The organism is Bacillus sp. BC08 (assembly GCF_054326875.1).
Genome location: NZ_JBTGPA010000035.1, coordinates 357012 through 374762, shown reverse-complemented (window position 1 = coordinate 374762; position 17751 = coordinate 357012). Strand labels below are relative to the sequence as shown.

Annotated in this window: 17 protein-coding genes, 2 tRNA genes and 1 pseudogene; 4 read left to right on the top strand and 16 right to left on the bottom strand. The window is 36.1% G+C overall.

Going from position 1 to position 17751, the window contains the following annotated elements; all coding sequences use genetic code 11:
* Positions 1–120: 120 nt before the first annotated feature.
* From lonB to ACXVYO_RS20020, 5 genes are all read right to left on the bottom strand, one after another.
* Positions 121–1791, bottom strand: a complete 1671-nt coding sequence (lonB, locus tag ACXVYO_RS20040) for an ATP-dependent protease LonB (protein ID WP_458468307.1) — start codon at positions 1789–1791, stop codon at positions 121–123.
* Between the two features lie 106 nt (positions 1792–1897).
* Positions 1898–3157: an ATP-dependent protease ATP-binding subunit ClpX gene (gene clpX, locus ACXVYO_RS20035; RefSeq protein WP_000472286.1), complete on the bottom strand. Its 1260-nt coding sequence runs from the start codon at positions 3155–3157 to the stop codon at positions 1898–1900.
* A gap of 264 nt (positions 3158–3421) precedes the next feature.
* Positions 3422–4699 (bottom strand): trigger factor, encoded by a 1278-nt coding sequence (gene tig / locus ACXVYO_RS20030; RefSeq protein ID WP_458468306.1) that lies wholly within the window; start codon positions 4697–4699, stop codon positions 3422–3424.
* Positions 4700–5008: 309 nt separating this feature from the next.
* Positions 5009–6007, bottom strand: coding sequence for a hypothetical protein (locus ACXVYO_RS20025; RefSeq protein ID WP_000358261.1), 999 nt, complete (start codon positions 6005–6007; stop codon positions 5009–5011).
* Between the two features lie 197 nt (positions 6008–6204).
* A complete protein-coding gene (locus tag ACXVYO_RS20020; protein ID WP_087957083.1) occupies positions 6205–6453 on the bottom strand; it encodes a hypothetical protein in 249 nt (82 codons plus the stop codon).
* A 483-nt stretch (positions 6454–6936) separates the two neighbouring features.
* Here ACXVYO_RS20020 and ACXVYO_RS20015 point away from each other — a divergent pair, with 483 nt between their 5' ends.
* A complete protein-coding gene (locus ACXVYO_RS20015) occupies positions 6937–7551 on the top strand; it encodes a PH domain-containing protein (RefSeq protein WP_000473869.1) in 615 nt (204 codons plus the stop codon).
* A gap of 85 nt (positions 7552–7636) precedes the next feature.
* Here the strand turns inward: ACXVYO_RS20015 and ACXVYO_RS20010 are convergent, their stop codons facing one another.
* Positions 7637–7837 carry a cytoplasmic protein gene (locus ACXVYO_RS20010; RefSeq protein WP_088021607.1) on the bottom strand — a complete coding sequence of 67 codons (201 nt, stop codon included), beginning with the start codon at positions 7835–7837 and terminating at the stop codon, positions 7637–7639.
* Between the two features lie 190 nt (positions 7838–8027).
* Here ACXVYO_RS20010 and ACXVYO_RS20005 point away from each other — a divergent pair.
* A pseudogene (locus ACXVYO_RS20005) lies at positions 8028–8638 on the top strand (pre-toxin TG domain-containing protein); the annotation flags it as partial.
* A 12-nt stretch (positions 8639–8650) separates the two neighbouring features.
* Positions 8651–9007 (top strand): DUF6572 domain-containing protein, encoded by a 357-nt coding sequence (locus ACXVYO_RS20000; protein ID WP_458468305.1) that lies wholly within the window; start codon positions 8651–8653, stop codon positions 9005–9007.
* 165 nt (positions 9008–9172) lie between these two features.
* On the opposite strand, the gene ACXVYO_RS19995 is transcribed toward ACXVYO_RS20000, so the two are convergent.
* The 8 genes from ACXVYO_RS19995 to ACXVYO_RS19960 form a co-directional block, all read right to left on the bottom strand.
* Positions 9173–9246: transfer RNA gene (locus tag ACXVYO_RS19995), tRNA-Arg, on the bottom strand.
* Position 9247: 1 nt separating this feature from the next.
* Positions 9248–9321 (bottom strand) — tRNA-Gly (locus tag ACXVYO_RS19990).
* A gap of 109 nt (positions 9322–9430) precedes the next feature.
* On the bottom strand, positions 9431–9934 hold the full coding sequence (locus ACXVYO_RS19985; RefSeq protein WP_064474675.1) for a metallophosphoesterase: 504 nt from the start codon (positions 9932–9934) through the stop codon (positions 9431–9433).
* A 13-nt stretch (positions 9935–9947) separates the two neighbouring features.
* Positions 9948–10556, bottom strand: a complete 609-nt coding sequence (locus ACXVYO_RS19980) for an XTP/dITP diphosphatase (protein WP_000815930.1) — start codon at positions 10554–10556, stop codon at positions 9948–9950.
* 11 nt (positions 10557–10567) lie between these two features.
* Positions 10568–11305, bottom strand: coding sequence for a ribonuclease PH (rph, locus tag ACXVYO_RS19975; protein WP_001261765.1), 738 nt, complete (start codon positions 11303–11305; stop codon positions 10568–10570).
* A gap of 128 nt (positions 11306–11433) precedes the next feature.
* Positions 11434–12483 (bottom strand): spore germination protein GerM, encoded by a 1050-nt coding sequence (gene gerM / locus ACXVYO_RS19970; RefSeq protein ID WP_458468304.1) that lies wholly within the window; start codon positions 12481–12483, stop codon positions 11434–11436.
* 130 nt (positions 12484–12613) lie between these two features.
* Complete coding sequence (racE, locus tag ACXVYO_RS19965) at positions 12614–13423, bottom strand: glutamate racemase (RefSeq protein ID WP_458468303.1); 810 nt, start codon at positions 13421–13423, stop codon at positions 12614–12616.
* Between the two features lie 189 nt (positions 13424–13612).
* Positions 13613–14938 carry an MFS transporter gene (locus tag ACXVYO_RS19960; RefSeq protein WP_458468302.1) on the bottom strand — a complete coding sequence of 442 codons (1326 nt, stop codon included), beginning with the start codon at positions 14936–14938 and terminating at the stop codon, positions 13613–13615.
* Positions 14939–15461: 523 nt separating this feature from the next.
* On the opposite strand from ACXVYO_RS19960, the gene ACXVYO_RS19955 reads away from it, so the two are divergent.
* Positions 15462–16145: a type 1 glutamine amidotransferase domain-containing protein gene (locus ACXVYO_RS19955; protein WP_458468301.1), complete on the top strand. Its 684-nt coding sequence runs from the start codon at positions 15462–15464 to the stop codon at positions 16143–16145.
* Between the two features lie 49 nt (positions 16146–16194).
* Here ACXVYO_RS19955 and ACXVYO_RS19950 read toward each other — a convergent pair whose 3' ends face one another.
* Together ACXVYO_RS19950 and ACXVYO_RS19945 are read right to left on the bottom strand one after the other, a co-directional pair.
* Positions 16195–16833, bottom strand: coding sequence for a TetR/AcrR family transcriptional regulator (locus tag ACXVYO_RS19950; protein WP_458468300.1), 639 nt, complete (start codon positions 16831–16833; stop codon positions 16195–16197).
* Positions 16834–16988: 155 nt separating this feature from the next.
* Positions 16989–17651 (bottom strand): type 1 glutamine amidotransferase domain-containing protein, encoded by a 663-nt coding sequence (locus ACXVYO_RS19945; RefSeq protein ID WP_458468299.1) that lies wholly within the window; start codon positions 17649–17651, stop codon positions 16989–16991.
* Between the last annotated feature and the right edge of the window lie 100 nt (positions 17652–17751).

The window sequence follows — 17751 nt, the reverse complement described above, 5'->3', positions numbered from 1 at the left end:
ATTGCAGAGATTTTCCGCAATTGTAAATCCCTCGTTTTTTCTCCCTTTTAAAAAGAAAAAAGACTCCGCTTAAGCATACAAACTTAAACGAAGTCTGGCAAATTTTATTATCGTTCATTCTCACATTGATTGTGCATCTGTTTCGTCTACAGTAGTATGTATATCAATATCTCGATGCATATTTTCCTGCATAAATGTTAGCTCAAATACTTCTTTTAACTTACGAACAGGAATGATTTCAATTCCTTTTATTGTGTACAAAAACGGTTGCATGTTTTCAGCAGGAATGATGACTGTCTTCGCACCTGCTTTTTTCGCAGCTTTTATTTTTGCGTACACACCACCAATAGGTTTCACTTCACCGTGTATACTTATTTCACCGGTCATTGCTACTTCATTATTCACATACGTACGATGCACTGCTGAATATACACCCGTTGCCATAGCAATACCTGCCGAAGGCCCATCAATTGGGATACCACCTGGAAAATTAATATGTATATCGTACCCTTCTGGCAACACATCAAGAGAACGAAGTACTGTTAATACATTATCTACAGAACCTTTCGCCATACTTTTACGACGAATGGATTTCGTTTGACTACCAATACTTTCCTCTTCAACAATTCCGGTAACATTTACCGATCCCTTATCTTTCGCCTTGATTGCTGTTACTTCAATTTCTAATAACGCGCCTGTATTCGGTCCGTATACAGCAAGTCCATTTACAAGACCGATTCTTGGAATAGGATAAATATGTTTTTCATATTTCGGTGTAAGTTGACTAGAGTGAACAACCCACTCTATATCTTCATCTTTAATGAAAGGACGTTCTTCATTTATTGCCATACCAGCAGAAATTTGTACAAGGTTAATCGCTTCTCGTCCATTTCTTGCATACATCCCGATCATTTCAATACCGTTCTCACCTATTTGCATTTCCACTTTATCAGCCGCATTCTTCGCTACTTTTTGAATTTCTTCTGTATCTAACTCACGGAAAAACACTTCTAAACAGCGTGATCGAATAGCAGGTGGAATCTCCTCTGGCGAACGTGTCGTCGCCCCGACTAAGCGAAAATCGGCTGGCAAACCTTTTTGAAAAATGTCATGTATATATGTTGGAATCATCGTATTCTCTTCACTATAGTATGCACTTTCCAAAAAAACTTTCCGGTCTTCTAGCACCTTTAACATTTTGTTCATTTGAATCGGATGTAGTTCGCCAATCTCATCAATAAACAAAATACCACCATGTGCATCTGTTACCGCACCTTTTTTCGGTTGCGGAATACCCGCTTGCCCCATTGCACCTGCACCTTGATAAATCGGATCATGTACCGAACCGATTAAAGGGTCTGCAATACCACGTTCATCAAACCTAGCTGTCGTCGCATCCAGTTCAATAAATGTTGCATTCGTGCGAAATGGAGATTTTGGATTTCGTTTCGCTTCCTCTAAAACAAGACGTGCTGCCGCTGTCTTTCCAACACCTGGTGGACCATATATAATCACATGTTGCGGGTTCGGACCACAAAGAGCCGCTTTTAACGACTTAATCCCGTCCTCTTGCCCTACAATATCTAAAAAGGATGTAGGACGCACCTTTTCCGCAAGCGGCTCTGTTAAAGAAATCTCGCGCATTTTACGAAGCTGCTCTAATTCTTTTTTCGATTCTCGATCAATTGAAACTTTTTGTGTTCGCTGATTTCGAAGTAAGTGCCAAAAATACAATCCGACAATTACACCAAAAACAAGTTGAACAAGTAAAAATATATTTGTCCAGCTCATAATTTATTTCCTCCCGCAATGTTTTATCCCTTAGTATTTCCGCGGAGGAACATAGCTAAACATAAAGAAAAACAGCAATTATAAAAATTGCTGTTTCTCCTTTGCACTATGCAGATGTTTTTGTATCAAGTACAGTACCGTCTTGTAACACCAATTTCGGCGGTTCATTATCAGCTACTGTTTCTTTCGTAAGAATACACTTCTCAATATCTTTGCGAGATGGCAGCTCGAACATTACATCAAGCATCAAGCCTTCAATAATAGAACGAAGTCCACGAGCACCTGTTTTACGTTCAATTGCTTTTTTCGCAATTTCAATTAGTGCACCTTCTTCAAACTCTAACTCAACATCGTCAAGCTCCAATAGTTTTTGGAATTGCTTAACAAGTGCATTTTTTGGTTTCGTTAAAATATCAACAAGAGCATCTTCATCAAGCGGCTCTAAGTTCGCAATAACTGGAAGACGACCGATAAATTCTGGAATTAAACCAAATCTTAAAAGGTCCTCTGGTAATACGTGAGATAAAACATGCTTCTCATTTACATCAGCATTTTTCTTCTCAGAACCAAATCCAATTACTTTTTCACCAAGACGACGTTTAATAATTGGCTCGATGCCATCAAACGCTCCACCACAGATGAATAAGATATTCGTTGTATCAATTTGAATAAACTCTTGGTGCGGATGCTTACGACCACCTTGAGGTGGAACGCTTGCTACAGTACCTTCTAAAATTTTCAGAAGTGCCTGCTGCACACCTTCACCAGATACATCACGTGTAATTGATGGATTTTCGGACTTACGTGCCACTTTATCAATCTCATCAATATAAATGATTCCTTTTTCCGCTTTCTCTACATCATAATCAGCTGCTTGGATTAATTTTAGTAAGATGTTTTCTACATCTTCCCCAACGTATCCAGCTTCTGTTAAAGATGTTGCGTCCGCGATCGCAAATGGAACATTTAAAATACGCGCTAATGTTTGTGCCAATAATGTTTTACCACTACCAGTTGGCCCAATAAGTGAAATATTACTCTTCGCTAATTCTACATCATCAATTTTGCTGTTAGAATTAATGCGTTTGTAATGGTTATATACCGCTACCGCTAGTGCTTTTTTCGCGTTATCTTGTCCGATGACATACTCATCTAGGATTTCACGAATTTCTACCGGTTTCGGTACATCTTTGAATTCTACTTCTTCGTCCTTCGCAAGCTCCTCTTGTACAATTTCAGTACAAAGTTCGATACACTCGTCACAAATGTAAACACCTGGACCTGCAACTAACTTTCGAACTTGCGTTTGTGTTTTACCACAGAAAGAACATTTTAATTGACCTTTTTCATCATTAAATTTAAACATATTTTCACACCCCTTACAAAGTGCTAACCTCTTGCCTTCGTATGTACACGATAAATGTATCGTATGTAAATACATATTATGTCACTACGTAGCGAGAAATACAAATAATATGACTAGTTATGTACAAATAAAAAAATTTTAAAACTTTTGAAATATGTATATTCGACTTACAAAGGAACTTTTCCTTCTTCATCAAAAAGTTTTATAAATATATTTCTATATTTATAAAACAAGGCACGATTAAAATCGTGCCTTGTTATTTTATTATGCAGCGTTTTCTACTAAGAAATCTACAGCTTTACGCACTTTAAGATCTTCAGCTAAAGCGTCTACGCTTCCAAGAGCTTGCTTGATAGCGTCTACTGGCATACCGTACATTTCAGCCATTTTTTCAACTTCTGTAGTTACTTCTTCTTCAGTAACTTCGATGTTTTCAGCTTCAATGATAGCTTCAAGAACAAGGTTGATTCTTACGCGTTTTTGAGCGTCTTCTTTCATTTGCTCTTTTAACTTGTCAGCGTCAGTACCTGTGAATTGGTAGTAAAGCTCAAGGTTCATACCTTGTTGGCTTAAACGTTGCTCGAATTCACGAACCATACGATCTAACTCAGTGTCGATCATAGCTTCTGGAATTTCGATTTCAGCGTTAGCAGCAGCTAATTCTACTACTTCGTCACGTACTTTGTGCTCAGCTTCGTGCTTTTTGCCTTCTTCTAAGTTTGTACGAAGTTTTGTTTTTAATTCATCAAGAGTTGCAACTTCTTCGTCAGCTTCTTTAGCGAACTCGTCGTTTAACTCAGGAAGTTCTTTTGTTTTGATTTCGTGAATTGTTACTTTGAATGTTGCTGGTTTGCCAGCTAATTCAGCAGCGTGGTACTCTTCTGGGAATGATACTTCAACGTCTTTAGAATCACCAGATTTAAGACCAATTACTTGCTCTTCGAAACCTGGGATGAATGTACCAGAACCGATTGCAAGAGAGTAGTTTTCGCCTTTTCCGCCTTCAAATGCTTCGCCATCAACGAAACCTTCGAAGTCGATTACAGCTGTATCACCGTTTTCAACAGTTCCTTCTTCTTTAACAACTAGTTCAGCTTGACGCTCTTGTAAAGATTTTAATTCGTTCTCTACATCTTCATCAGTTACAGTTGTTTCAACTTTTTCTACTGCTAAACCTTTGTACTCACCTAATTTAACTTCAGGTTTCACTGTAACTTTTGCAGTGAAGATAAGGTTAGCATTTTTTTCGAACTTCTCGATGTTGATTTCAGGATGATCAACTGGGAAGATACCAGCTTCATCAATTGCTTCACCGTATGCTTTTGGTAAGATGATATCTATAGCATCTTGATATAAAGATTCGATACCAAAGCGTTGTTCGAATAACGGACGAGGCATTTTTCCTTTACGGAAACCTGGTACGTTGATTGTTTGTACTACTTTTTTGAACGCAGCGTCGATAGAGTTGTTTACTTCTTTAGCATCAACTTCGATTGTTAAAACGCCTACGTTACCTTCTAATTTTTCCCATTTTGTAGCCATTTATTCTTTCCCTCCAACTATAATAATGTATGCACATACCTTTATAGATTAAAATCTTCATTATCTCTTTTTTGAAATAACAAAAGTACAAATAATCCTCTAGCAAAAGCTTTCAGATATAATGTTCCAATCTACTAATTGCCTAAAAGACAACTACGGTATATTTTGTTCGAGAATAATATGAAACATATTAAGTAAGAGAATTACACTTCTCTTCTCTTACAAACAGGCAGATTTCTGCCTTTTGCAACCCTTACATTATAACATAGAATATGCTCGTTTCAAGAACCGAACGATTCTTTTTCATAATTATACGGGCAAATATCCTTCTCTTTCAACACGTAATAACCATTGATAGGCAATATGAAACTCTTCCAATTCAATATTATACGCTGTCATAAGCTCTTCTTCATCAATAGTCAATCCGAAACGCTTTCTTCCAATTCTCTCTAAAACAGCAGCCCAAATCTCCACTTTATCCATTAATAGAGCGAATGGGAAAACGCTAATTCGCAATTCTTTCCAATATGTAACCATCGCATCAAATATATCGGGATAATTTTGCTCTAATCGGCTTGATAATGTATGTATAATGTTATCGGATTGCTCCTCATTATGACCTGTAAATGCTGGAATCACCTTGATCGTATTCCCAAACTTTTCTACCTCTATCTCTTCTTCTATTTGATTTTCTATCATTTTATATAAAATAGAAGTTTTCAAATAAGGGTGCTGTTTTTCGTCTATTAAAAATTTCTTTAAAATAGGTAATGCAAGATCCAAGTCTTTTAACGACAGTTGCTGAATCGCTCTTAGCTTTTGTCCAAAGTTTTCTCCAAACATTTCATTAGTAAACTCATCCAATTCAAAATTCGAATCGACTAGTGACGTATCTACTTCACTTAACATACCTTCTGCAAATAAAGCGAGCTGTGCTAATTTTTCCTTTTGCTCAGGCATTACATCTTTCGTTTGCAAAACCTTTTCAACGATTTCAATGACACCTTCATAATCATTTGTTTGAACTAAAATCGTCACATATGTTTCAAGAATATCACCAAATAATACAGCCCCTGTTTCAAGTAACTGTTCACATTTGTCTTTCGCTTCTTCCATATGTTTTAATTCTAACAAACAAATAACAGAAGCGAGTTCCGTTTGTTCCGTTTCTGCATTATACTGACGTAATATTTCAAAGCAGCGCAATGCATCTTCGAATTTCCGCTCTTTCAGTGCTAAAAAACCTTCATCAATATATCGCTCTGATAGTTGCGGAAACAATACGACCGTATTTTCTTTTTTATCCATACGTCCGCCTCTTTTTCTAGATTTTAATTATCTTTAAAGTAAATATATCAAATGAGTAATGAGAACACAACATCCCAAAACCATTTGTTTGAAATATGAAAATATTTAATTTTTATATTTCAATATAAACAAATCCTTACTAAAAATTAAAAATGTGCAAATAAAAATCCTCAGCAATTAAAGCAGAGGATTCATCATTAATGGAAAGCTTTTATAATAGTGGGGTATATAACAAGGGTAATAATTTGGAGAACAATAATTGCCATAACAATCATGCTAAAATAGAAGATTGGTTTACTTCGCTTCATTAAAAACATAATAATAAGCATCGTACAAGCAAACAAACTTAAGAAGAACAAACTCGTTGCCGAACTAAGTATACCACTCGGGACAAAGAACAATAACACTACACTACAAGTACCTATAATTCCAAATAACCATTCCATTCATTCACTCATTCCCTTTCCCTCTCATGGCAGTTTTTTACTAAGCGATTAAATGTTTTACAACATCAACTACATACGTTAATTTCTCATACGCTACAAATCCAAAAGCAACTGTTAAACCCGTTACGATTAACCCTTTCATCATTTCTTCCTCCTCGTTTTATCGTTGTTACCTTCATTATAGTGGATTAGCAATTTGTTTCCATCGAACTTCCTTACAGTTACCTTACAGAATTGTAAGATTTCAAAAAAGGATAGAAAAACACCTCATATCACTTGAGAGGTCTTCACGGAATTTCTCTATAATCACTTGTTTTTCTCTTGGTTATTTTTCGGAGATTACACTCTTAAACTAGTAGATTTACTAAATATTCGTTACTTTCCCTAACTTACCTTCAAATGTTTTTAATTATAAGAAAACACTTTACTGAAATCGTGTTAATATATTTTTGTACAATTAAGAATTTAAAAGGGGGATTATATATGTTTAAAAAAATGGCTGCAGATGTATTAGGACTAAGTGATGTAGGATCTGTCATCACACCGAAAGATTACGATAAAGTTGATGCTGATGATTACGTGATGCATGAAGATGGGGAGAAAATTTATTTTCTAATTAAATCAAAATCAGATGAATATTGTTTCACAAACAAAGGATTAATCCACCTAGATGGAACAAGCGCAACGAGTAAAAAACGGACACTACGCCGCTTTAGCTATAGTAAATATCAAATTAAAAACGTAGCACTTGAAACTGCGGGAACAATTGATTTAGATGTAGAAATTAAGTTCCAGATGGGCGACGAGCATTATTCAATTGATGTTCATAAAAAACATATTGAAGAATTAAAAGATTTATATAAAGCTTTACTTAAGATCGAAGAAATTTCATACGACAACGATATTACATTGCAGTATGCACATAAAAGTCTAGATATGGCATCTAACGCTTTCAGCCGTATTTCAAACGCACAAGTAAATTTAGCAGAACAGTTTAAAGAAATGAACGAAATCGCCTTTAACTGGCTCGTTGATACGAAGAAACAATATAACGTGAAAGATTATGGTTTTGTATTTGAGAAGTTTATTAATAACTAAACAAGAAAACCTTGTTATCAAAAGATAACAAGGTTTTCTTAGCGTCCCAGGAGAGATTCGAACTCCCGCTCCGCCCATTTCCGTACTATTTTATATATTTTGATCGCAGTCTTAATATATCTTCTCCTTCGCGAATGCCTGCCGATCCCTTCCTCACATTTTTTACAACAGTCCAATTCGGGTTAGTTTCATCACCGATGTTCTGTACTGTAAAGTTGCCGTCACCATATTTCCGGTGACCTTCTGCCAATTTCTCCGTTAAATTATTCTCGTTTGATCTCGCCATCTTTGCGCCATCTCCCTTTTTATACAACCTTCTTAAACTGTCCAATCAATCACACGTCCAGTCAATTGGAGATTCTCGTTTTCCGCTTCTATTAATTGTAACACACTGCCGGGGATAAGTTCCGACAACGGGTGCTCAATCGTACTAGAATGGTAAAAAGTTTTATAACATTGTAAGTGATTAATTAGGGGCATCTTCTTCGAAAAAAGATGGTGAAAGTTTAGAGAAAGTTACTAGAGACCTAGTGGGCGAGTTATTGGGAGAATACGATGTACGACGTGTTATAGAAGGTGTTGATCCCGATACTGGCGAAAAACTTTCATGGTGGGAACGCACTGGTGCTGGTGTCATGGTTTTTGCGGGACTTACGCCTGTTGGTAAGGGAATAAAAGTAGTCAAAGGCGCATAAAAGTTTCCAATGCAATAGATGCAGCAGCCACACTAGAAAAACAACGGAAAACTTTAAAAGCTAATAGCTTAGCAGGTAAAGAATACGAAACAAAAATGTTCGAGGTTATAAAACAACAAAAACCTAAATCTGAATTGAATGAACAAATAACCGTACAAACAAAATCGGGTGTACGCACTCGTATAGATACAGGAGGCAAGGACGCAAATGGCAAGATTGACTTAGTAGAGTTAAAATCTTCACCTACTGCACCTCTTACTAAAAATCAGAAAAAAGCCTTCCCTGAAATTGCGGAATCAGGTGCAATAGTTAAAAGTAGGAACAAACCACCATTTGAACATTTAGAAGAGATTCCACCAACGAAAATAAATGTAATAAGAAAAGAAGAATAAGGAGGCTTTTATATGGCATTACATGATACAGATCAAGTCGATTTAGTTTTAATAGATGAGGATAATAAAGATAATGTATACTTAACAATCTTTGATGCTTTAGAGTGGAATAAAAGCGAAGAACTTGACGATGAACACATTTTACTTTTACAAGACAAAATCAATACATATTTAGGATTCATTAAAAGTGATGAAATCTACGAAAAAGTTCCAAGTACAATAGGAAGAACACATTTCATTATACAAGTGTATTCGCAGAATGAACCTAGTTTTTACGGGAAAAAGTTTTATAATATTGTAAGTGAACAATTAGGAGAATCTGGATATGGATTTGAGTTCCATCATAAACCTATTGATTCTTTAAATTAAATAAGAGGAATAGGGCGCATAAATGGCGCTCTTTTTAATGCACTTTAGTCTGTTGTATATAATAATTACCGTATGTTACGTTATATTTTTTAAACCTCTTGCACATACATCAATTTTTAGACAAACAAAAAACCTTGTTATCAAAAGATAACAAGGTTTTTTTAGCGTCCCAGGAGAGATTCGAACTCCCGACCGTACGCTTAGAAGGCGTATGCTCTATCCGGCTGAGCTACTGGGACATGGAGCGGGTGAAGAGAATCGAACTCTCGACCAGAGCTTGGAAGGCTCTTGTTTTACCACTAAACTACACCCGCATATGTCATTTTATTTTTCTTCGTTAGCGCCGTTGCCCTATCGACAATATTTATTATATGTATAACCATACATAAAGTCAACACCTTTTTTAAAAGAGGATAATTTTTCTTATCCTCTTTTAAAAACTGCTTGTTCAACTAGTTGCCCGTCTAATGTTTCAAAACGAACTTCCATTTGATTTTCATCCATTTCTAATAAAGCAAATGTCTTTTCTACACGTTGACGTGGTAATAAAATACTACCTGGATTAATAAATAAAACGCCATCGATTAATTCCGCACCTAATACGTGAGAGTGTCCGAAGCATGCAACTTGCGCTCCTACCTCTTCTGCATGATACGCTAATGTTTGTAGTGTCATTTTCACGTTATGACGATGTCCGTGCACAACTACGAAACGAATGCCATCTACATCAGTTACAATTTCATCTTGAAAGTTAGCATAATCACAATTCCCTTTTACAACATGGAAACCTTGCAGCTCTTCATGAGCAGGCGTTAGCTCTGAATCACCACAATGAATCATGATATCTACTTTCCCTTCATATTTCTCTTTTAACTGCTGTAATTCCTTCACAGAGCTATGACTATCGCTTACGATTAAAGCTTTCATCAATCTCTCTCCCTTATTCTCCTAAAAACCATTCAGGGATTTTTTCTTCTAGCTTACGAAGAGCACGTCCGCGGTGACTAATGGCATTTTTCTCATCTGAACTTAGTTCCGCCATCGCTTTTTTATATTCTTCCACATAAAAAATCGGATCATATCCAAAGCCGTTTTCTCCGCGGCGCTGTTCTAAAATATACCCTTCGCACGTCCCGTTTACAATGACAGGCTTTTTATCACCTTCAGGGAAAGCCACTGCTAATGCACAGTAGAAGCGAGCTTTACGCTTATCAAACGCTACCTCATTTAATTCTTGTAACACTTTATCAATATTCGCTTGATCATCTTTCGGCTCTCCAGCAAAACGAGCTGAATAAACGCCTGGTTTTCCATTTAAAGCATCTACAATAAGACCTGAATCATCCGCAATTACGATCGCATTTAGCTGTTTGCTCAGACTATCCGCTTTTAAAATCGCATTTTCTTCAAATGTTTCACCAGTTTCTTCGACTTCTTCAATATGAGGAAAATCGTGTAATGATTTCACTTCTAAATCAAATCGCTCAAATAACTCAGCAAATTCACGTACTTTCCCCATATTTTTTGTCGCTACAACAACTTGTTTCATACTTTCCACCTCTACTCTATATGAGATACGATGTCGCCTAACGCTTCTTTTTGCATGTCAATCAGTTGGAAAATACCTTGTTCAGCAGCATCAAGTAATTCATTTAACTGCGCTCTGCTAAACGTCGCTTCTTCTCCAGTTCCTTGCACTTCAACAAACTGACCTTTTCCAGTCATAATTACGTTCATATCCACGTCTGCTTTAGAATCTTCTGCGTAGTTTAAATCTAAAACAACACCTTGTTCTTCAACAATCCCTACTGACGTTGCTGCTAAATAATCTTTTACTGGAATTTTAGATACTTTTTCTGCTTGTAATAACTTCTCAAACGCTAATACCATTGCTACATATGCACCTGTAATAGAAGCAGTTCTCGTTCCACCATCCGCTTGAATAACATCGCAATCAATCCAAACTGTTCTTTCACCAAGTGCTTCTAGGTCAACTACCGCACGTAAAGCTCGTCCAATTAAGCGCTGGATTTCCATTGTACGTCCTGTTACTTTCCCTTTACTTGACTCCCTAATTGTACGTTGTTCTGTTGCACGTGGAATCATCGCATATTCAGCTGTTACCCAGCCCTTTCCTTCTCCACGCATAAACGGCGGGACACGCTCTTCAATTGTCGCTGAGCAAATTACCTTTGTATCCCCAACTTCAATTAATACTGATCCCTCTGGATGTTTTAAATAATTCGTATGAATATGTATATGGCGTAATTCTGTTTTCTCTCTACCATCTACTCGCATAAAAATAACCTCCTCATAACTACTTGTTAGTATAGCCAAATTTAAATGTATGATATGTATACAATAAAAGAAGAGGAACCCAAAAAGCAATTCCCCTTTCTTACTTAAGTATATCAAATTATTGACGATTAAAAACTACCTGTATTCACGTTTTCTGGACGATCTACAGGTTTTATTAACTTTCCGCCTTTTTCATCTATAAGATTTGCTTTACCATTTACTTCAATAGAAACACTTTTCACGCCTTTCTTTTCTGTTAAAGATAAAACTAACGACTTCAATACGTAATTCGAAACCATATTTTTATCTGGGTTTATAAATATATTTTCGTTAAAGTTTAATGTAAGATTTCCATCTTGTAATTTCGGGTTCGTAATAAGCTTAACTCCTGGATTAAAATCATTTAGAAGCGACTGATGAATCGGTCCTTTTACAAGCTCATCTATAATTGCTGCATAATCATTTTCTTTTCCTTCTACAACGCGGCGTGTTACTGGTACGTAGTATTGCTGTTTATTATTATTTTGTGCCATAAAATAAAGTGTTACTGGTTTTGTATTTGTTACATCCGCTACTTGCTCATCATCGAAGTTGATACCGTTAGCACGGCTCACCCCTTCACCAAGCGGTGTACCACCAACAGGCATCTTCGCCAATTTCTCACCATTTATTTGGAACTGCACTTGTTTTATTTCTTTAAATTGCGTCAACGTCCACGCTATTGACTCAACGATTTGACGCTCTTCTTCTTTTGCATAGTTTTTCATTTCTTGTGAGAAATCAATGACTGCCGTCCCATCTTTTTTCAAATTTAAGGTCATTGATGTATTCGCTGGAATGACTGCACGGAACCCATTCGGTAATAAATTCGTTACCGGTCCATCTTTCACAAGGTACTCTAACGTTTGCTGAATAACCTCATTTGCTTTCGGAGTAGGTACAGCTAACGTTTGTGGTACAACATAACCATTTTTATCAACAAGGTATAGTTCTCTATTCACCATTTGTCCTTGCTTATCTTTCTTAGCTACGTCTTTCTTTCCACCCTCTGTATACGTAACTTGTTTTGGCGGATCAATTTGTTCCGTTGCTTTTTCCTGATTTATAAAGCCACACCCCGTTAGTAAAACAGCGCTCACAGTAGCACCAACAACCCATTTAAAAGTGGATTTAGGCATGCCATTCCCCCCTAAAATCTAAGTTTGTACTATTATGTATACGAGCTGTTTCATGTTTTAGAACAAGCTGTGCTTCTTCTAAACAAAAAACTCCTGATTTCTCAGGAGTTCACTTATATGAATTCTACTATTATTCTTTTTCTAAATAAATATGTTTCACATTTTCAATCGGTTGACCGAACCATTTTGATGCAATTTCTTTAAATAGGCCTATTTTTCCTGTTGTTAAGAAGAGATGATCACTTTGTTCCTCTCCCTCATTCAACATTTTACTATGGTATAAAATTGTACTTACTTCGCGTGCTGTTTCATCACCTGAACTAATTAGTTGCACTTTATCTCCCATTACTTTTTTAATAACAGGACCTAAAATCGGATAATGTGTACAACCTAAAATAAGTGTATCAATATCAGTATTTTTCAGCGGTTGCAACGTTTCTCTTACAACTTCATATGCCATTTCACTTTCAAAATTGCCACTTTCTACAAGTTCAACGAAAGGCGGACACGCTAAACTTTCTACCATAACACGGTTATTAATCGACTTTAATGCTTCTTCGTATGCACCACTTTTCACCGTTCCGATCGTTCCAATAATCCCAACATGATACGTGTCTGTTACTTTTAAAGCTGTACGTGATCCTGGGTGAATAACTCCTACCACTGGAATTGGTAATTGTTTCTGCATCTCTTCTAATACAACCGCAGTTGCTGTATTACACGCAATAACTAACATTTTGATATTTAAATCTAGTAAATGCTCCGTCATTTCCCACGTAAATTGACGCACTTCTTCTCGAGAACGTGGACCATAAGGGCAACGTGCCGTATCCCCTAAATATATAATACGCTCTTTCGGCAACTGACGAATTAATTCCTTCGCTACTGTTAAACCGCCAACTCCTGAATCGATAACACCGATTGCTCTATTCAACTTCATCACCCGTTTTCTCATTCATCATCTTTTTTTATCATTATATTTTACACACTTTAAGTTCGCTAACTTAAACTGCTTCTGTATGAAAATTTTCATTTGTACCTGTATAGACTAGGACCTTTTTTATTTTGCTCCTTTTTTTCATAATTTGCAAGACAGAAAAATAACCGACCTTCTATATAAAGCGCATATTTATTGCTCCATCTTTTTTTGGAAAGAAGACATTCCTATTAATAAGAAGAAATGAGCGGAAATTAACATGACAATTAAAATAAAATTCAAACGATAACTATTTGTAGATTCCATAATTTTGCTCGATACAGCTGGTCCAAATGCCATACCGAAAAAGTTAATTAAATTATATAAACCAAGACCGACTCCAACTTTAGCTGGATGTAATGTTTTCGGTATAAATGTGTTTACTGATACTTGAATAGCTGAATAACTCATAAACGTTAAAATAATCGCCAATACAATAACGGCTATGTTCCCGTTTGGAATAAGCCCTAAAATTAAAAAGCCAACGATCATAATGGCAGATGCTACATAAATCATATTCACATTTCCAAACGAAGGGACGATCTTTCCAGTAAGAAAACTAGATACAATACCAAAGAGTGATGCAATAAACAGTGCAATTCCGATAACGAATGGAGACAATCCGTGCTCTCTCCCTAACAATAATGGCAATAATAATAAACTAGCACATAGCGCCACATTCATTATAAATCCGACCGCTATTAAACGAAGAAATGGTTTATTTGTAAACAACTCAATATCAATAAATGGATGCTCCGTGTTCTTCATACGAACCGTGAATAAAAATAAGAAAACAACCGATAACACAAATAGCCAACTATTAATATTTACTCCTAATAAAACAGTCGTAATGAATGCAAATAATAACGCCGCTCCGGTGTAATCAAAATGAAACGCTTCGTCCGTATGCCGCACTTCTTCTGGCATAAATTTTATAAGCAAGAAAATCCCCACTACTGAAATAACCATAAATAAAAATAAATATGGCCACCCTAATGTATTTGTAATAGCGCCGCCAACTAAAGGACCGATACCTATCGCTAATGCAATAGAAGAACTAATCATAGCTAACGCACCAGGCTTCTTAGCAGGAACAACTAACTTTGCCACTGCAATCATACTAAGCGCAATAAACGCCGCTCCTCCACTCGCCTGCACTAATCTTGCAAGAATGGTAACCGCATAAGATTGATTCATAAATCCAATAATAGAACCCGCTACAAATATGATAATTGAAATAATTAATAGTTTTTTTACACTGTAACGATCAGCCAGCTTTCCATATATCATCGAACCAATACCGACAACTAAGGAATAACCTACTACAACCCAACTTACCTTCGATTGGCTAATGGATAAATCACGCGCCATATCCTCTAACGCTACATTAAATAAAACTGCATTCATCGGTCCTAATAAAACGATAAAACATAATGTGAAAACAAACCATTTTGAATGGTTACTTATATCTTTCCCCATGTGTAACACCTCTCCTGATTGTAGTAACTGTAAATGAAAAATAAAGTGAAACTTTAATCAGCGGGGGTTCTTCATCCCCCGCTGATTATTAGTTGAACCAATCGGGCTTTTACGGACAGTTGATTCCACCTAACTTCTTTGTTTTCGCTGAATTTAGAGGTGGAGGATCTTACTGCCCGTTAATGCGTGGTAAAGTTTTTTAGCTCCCCTATTACCACTAAACAACTTCATCAAATGTATACATTCATCGCACGACAAATTGAATTTGAAACGAGACATGTACGTTGTTCGATATTCATGGAACTATCATAATTTCAGCATTACAGTTTGTCAACGAAAAATATACAAAGTAAACTAATTTGGTGTTTTTAGTTTACTTTGTTCAAAAATTGTTATACACTAATTTCGAATCCGATATAAGAAGGACTGACATGGTTATTCAAATTTGCAATTTCTAACTTAATAAAACCAAGTAAGTAAATAAAGAATTTTTATATAGAAGAAACATCACAGGAGGGTTATGATGAAGAAAAAAATGTTAGTCGTATTAACGAGCGTAGAAAAATATCCAAATTTAAATCGAGCTACTGGTCTTTGGCTTGGTGAAGCTGTCCATTTTGTTAAAAAAGTAGAAGACGCTGGTTACGAAGTAGATTATGTCAGCCCACAAGGCGGCTATACACCGATTGATCCTCATAGTTTAGCAATGGCGGAGAGCATCGATTGGGAATGGTATCACAAGAAAGAATTTATGAATCGTCTCGGTTCTACAATGAAGCCGAGTGAAGTGAACCCAGAAGACTACGCTGTTATTTATTATGCAGGCGGCCACGGTGTAATTTGGGACTTCCCAGAAAATAAAGAACTTCAAATGATTAGCCGCAACATTTATGAAAATGGCGGAATTGTTTCCTCTGTTTGTCACGGAGCTGCTGGTTTATTTCACATCACATTAAGTAATGGAGAACGTTTAATTAGCAGAAAAAAAGTAACAGGATTCTCAAATGAAGAGGAGAAATTGGCTGAATTAGATCAATTCGTTCCATTTTTAACAGAAGATGAACTCATTAAAAACGGAGGGCTTTACGAAAAAGCTGCGCAACCTTGGGAAGCTTACGCTGTAGAAGATAATCGTATTATCACCGGTCAAAACCCAGCTTCAGGTGGCCCAGTAGCTGAATTAGTATTACAACATATAAACAAATAATAGGTAATAAAAAAGAAGATTTTCCATTACTATAGGAAAATCTTCTTTTTTACGAAATCATTTGCAAAATAGCAATAACTTCTTTTTCAACTTCAGAATCATCAATTGCTTCTATATACTCTGGTTTAAACAGTTGATACTTCTTTAGTTGATAAAAATCAAGTATCGCTTTCTTTAACGTAATATCGTACTGAATACAAAAAGAATGATCTATAATACGTCTTAACATCACGTCATCTTGCACCATAAATAATTGTGCGTTCATTTTATTAAAGTAGCCTTGTTCCATACCAGCTTCAAAAAACATTTGCAAATTATGATTACGATTTTGTTGTGCAGCGACTAACTGATCAGATAAGTGCGGATATGCCTCTTTCAAATCTTGTAAAAAGACATCAGAAATATATGTCACACATTTTAAAGAGTGGATAAACGTCTTTTGGAAACGTTCTGCAAAAGACATATTTTCATCTTGATTATCCGCATCTCCTTCAAGAAGGTAGTTCATAAAATCTTCTACCACAGCTTCAATAATCTCATCTTTTGAAGAAAAACGTTTATATAAAGTAGCTTTACTAATATCCATATATCTCGCAATTTCATCTATTTTCAATTGGCTAAAACTCGTTTTTCTAATAACGGGCTTTATTTTATTAATATAAGTGTTTGCACACGCAACTTTTCTCATTAAAAGAGCCTCCCCTTTTGTCCATACAAAATAGTATAGCAAATTCACGATTAATTATAAATGAAGTCACTATACGCAATACATCTTTTTAGTTTAAGAGTCATTTATACTATAGAAAAAATGCCCGCTACCTTTATGAGTAACGAGCACTTTTTCTATAATTTATTTATAGCTCTTCTTATTGCTTTCCCTATTTCCATACTAGACTGCGGATTTTGCCCTGTAATTAAACGCCCATCTACTACGACATGTGGCGTGAAATTTGGAGCAACATAAAACAAAGCCCCTTCTTCTTTCAATTTACTTTCTAATAAAAAAGGCACTCGCTTTTCTAAATGTACAGCTTTTTCCTCATCATTCGTATAACCTGTTATACGCTTACCGGCAACAAAAAACGAGCCATCTTTATTTTTCACACGGACTAAAGAGCTTACTCCGTGACAAACAGCTGCTACAATCCTGTTATTGTTGTACATATTCTCAATCAAATTTGCAACATATGGATTACCTGGAAAATCTACAATCGCTCCGTGCCCACCACCAAATAAAACCGCATCATAATCCGAAAACTGAACCGTTGAGATCGGCTTCGTATTTTGCAATAAAGAAGCAACATGCTTAAATTCACGAGGTATCCCGTTCGGAATAGACACTCTATCAATAGGTACTCTACCACCCTTTATCGACACAATATCAACATCGAACTTAGCCTTTTTAAATACATGATAAGGAGCTGCGAGCTCTTCCAGCCACAAACCAGTCGGGTGTCCATTCATATCATGAGCGCTTGTTGAAACTAACAATACCCTTTTCAACATATCCCCTCCTTACTACCTATTTATGTATGGAGTGTTCTTATCATTCTTATAGAACATGAAACAGACAGAAAAATAGCCGACTCTTTATATAAGTCGGCTA

What these genes read in the sequence shown, in the direction of transcription:
- rph (WP_001261765.1), bottom strand. Translation starts at nt 11,305, where the DNA reads ATGCGAGTAGATGGTAGAGAGAAAACAGAATTACGCCATATACATATT.
- ACXVYO_RS19955 (WP_458468301.1), top strand. Translation starts at nt 15,462, where the DNA reads ATGAAGAAAAAAATGTTAGTCGTATTAACGAGCGTAGAAAAATATCCA.
- racE (WP_458468303.1), bottom strand. Translation starts at nt 13,423, where the DNA reads ATGAAGTTGAATAGAGCAATCGGTGTTATCGATTCAGGAGTTGGCGGT.
- ACXVYO_RS19945 (WP_458468299.1), bottom strand. Translation starts at nt 17,651, where the DNA reads ATGTTGAAAAGGGTATTGTTAGTTTCAACAAGCGCTCATGATATGAAT.
- ACXVYO_RS19985 (WP_064474675.1), bottom strand. Translation starts at nt 9,934, where the DNA reads ATGAAAGCTTTAATCGTAAGCGATAGTCATAGCTCTGTGAAGGAATTA.
- ACXVYO_RS19960 (WP_458468302.1), bottom strand. Translation starts at nt 14,938, where the DNA reads ATGGGGAAAGATATAAGTAACCATTCAAAATGGTTTGTTTTCACATTA.
- ACXVYO_RS19980 (WP_000815930.1), bottom strand. Translation starts at nt 10,556, where the DNA reads ATGAAACAAGTTGTTGTAGCGACAAAAAATATGGGGAAAGTACGTGAA.
- ACXVYO_RS19950 (WP_458468300.1), bottom strand. Translation starts at nt 16,833, where the DNA reads ATGAGAAAAGTTGCGTGTGCAAACACTTATATTAATAAAATAAAGCCC.
- ACXVYO_RS20025 (WP_000358261.1), bottom strand. Translation starts at nt 6,007, where the DNA reads ATGGATAAAAAAGAAAATACGGTCGTATTGTTTCCGCAACTATCAGAG.
- ACXVYO_RS20015 (WP_000473869.1), top strand. Translation starts at nt 6,937, where the DNA reads ATGTTTAAAAAAATGGCTGCAGATGTATTAGGACTAAGTGATGTAGGA.
- clpX (WP_000472286.1), bottom strand. Translation starts at nt 3,157, where the DNA reads ATGTTTAAATTTAATGATGAAAAAGGTCAATTAAAATGTTCTTTCTGT.
- gerM (WP_458468304.1), bottom strand. Translation starts at nt 12,483, where the DNA reads ATGCCTAAATCCACTTTTAAATGGGTTGTTGGTGCTACTGTGAGCGCT.
- tig (WP_458468306.1), bottom strand. Translation starts at nt 4,699, where the DNA reads ATGGCTACAAAATGGGAAAAATTAGAAGGTAACGTAGGCGTTTTAACA.
- ACXVYO_RS20020 (WP_087957083.1), bottom strand. Translation starts at nt 6,453, where the DNA reads ATGGAATGGTTATTTGGAATTATAGGTACTTGTAGTGTAGTGTTATTG.
- ACXVYO_RS20000 (WP_458468305.1), top strand. Translation starts at nt 8,651, where the DNA reads ATGGCATTACATGATACAGATCAAGTCGATTTAGTTTTAATAGATGAG.
- lonB (WP_458468307.1), bottom strand. Translation starts at nt 1,791, where the DNA reads ATGAGCTGGACAAATATATTTTTACTTGTTCAACTTGTTTTTGGTGTA.
- ACXVYO_RS20010 (WP_088021607.1), bottom strand. Translation starts at nt 7,837, where the DNA reads ATGGCGAGATCAAACGAGAATAATTTAACGGAGAAATTGGCAGAAGGT.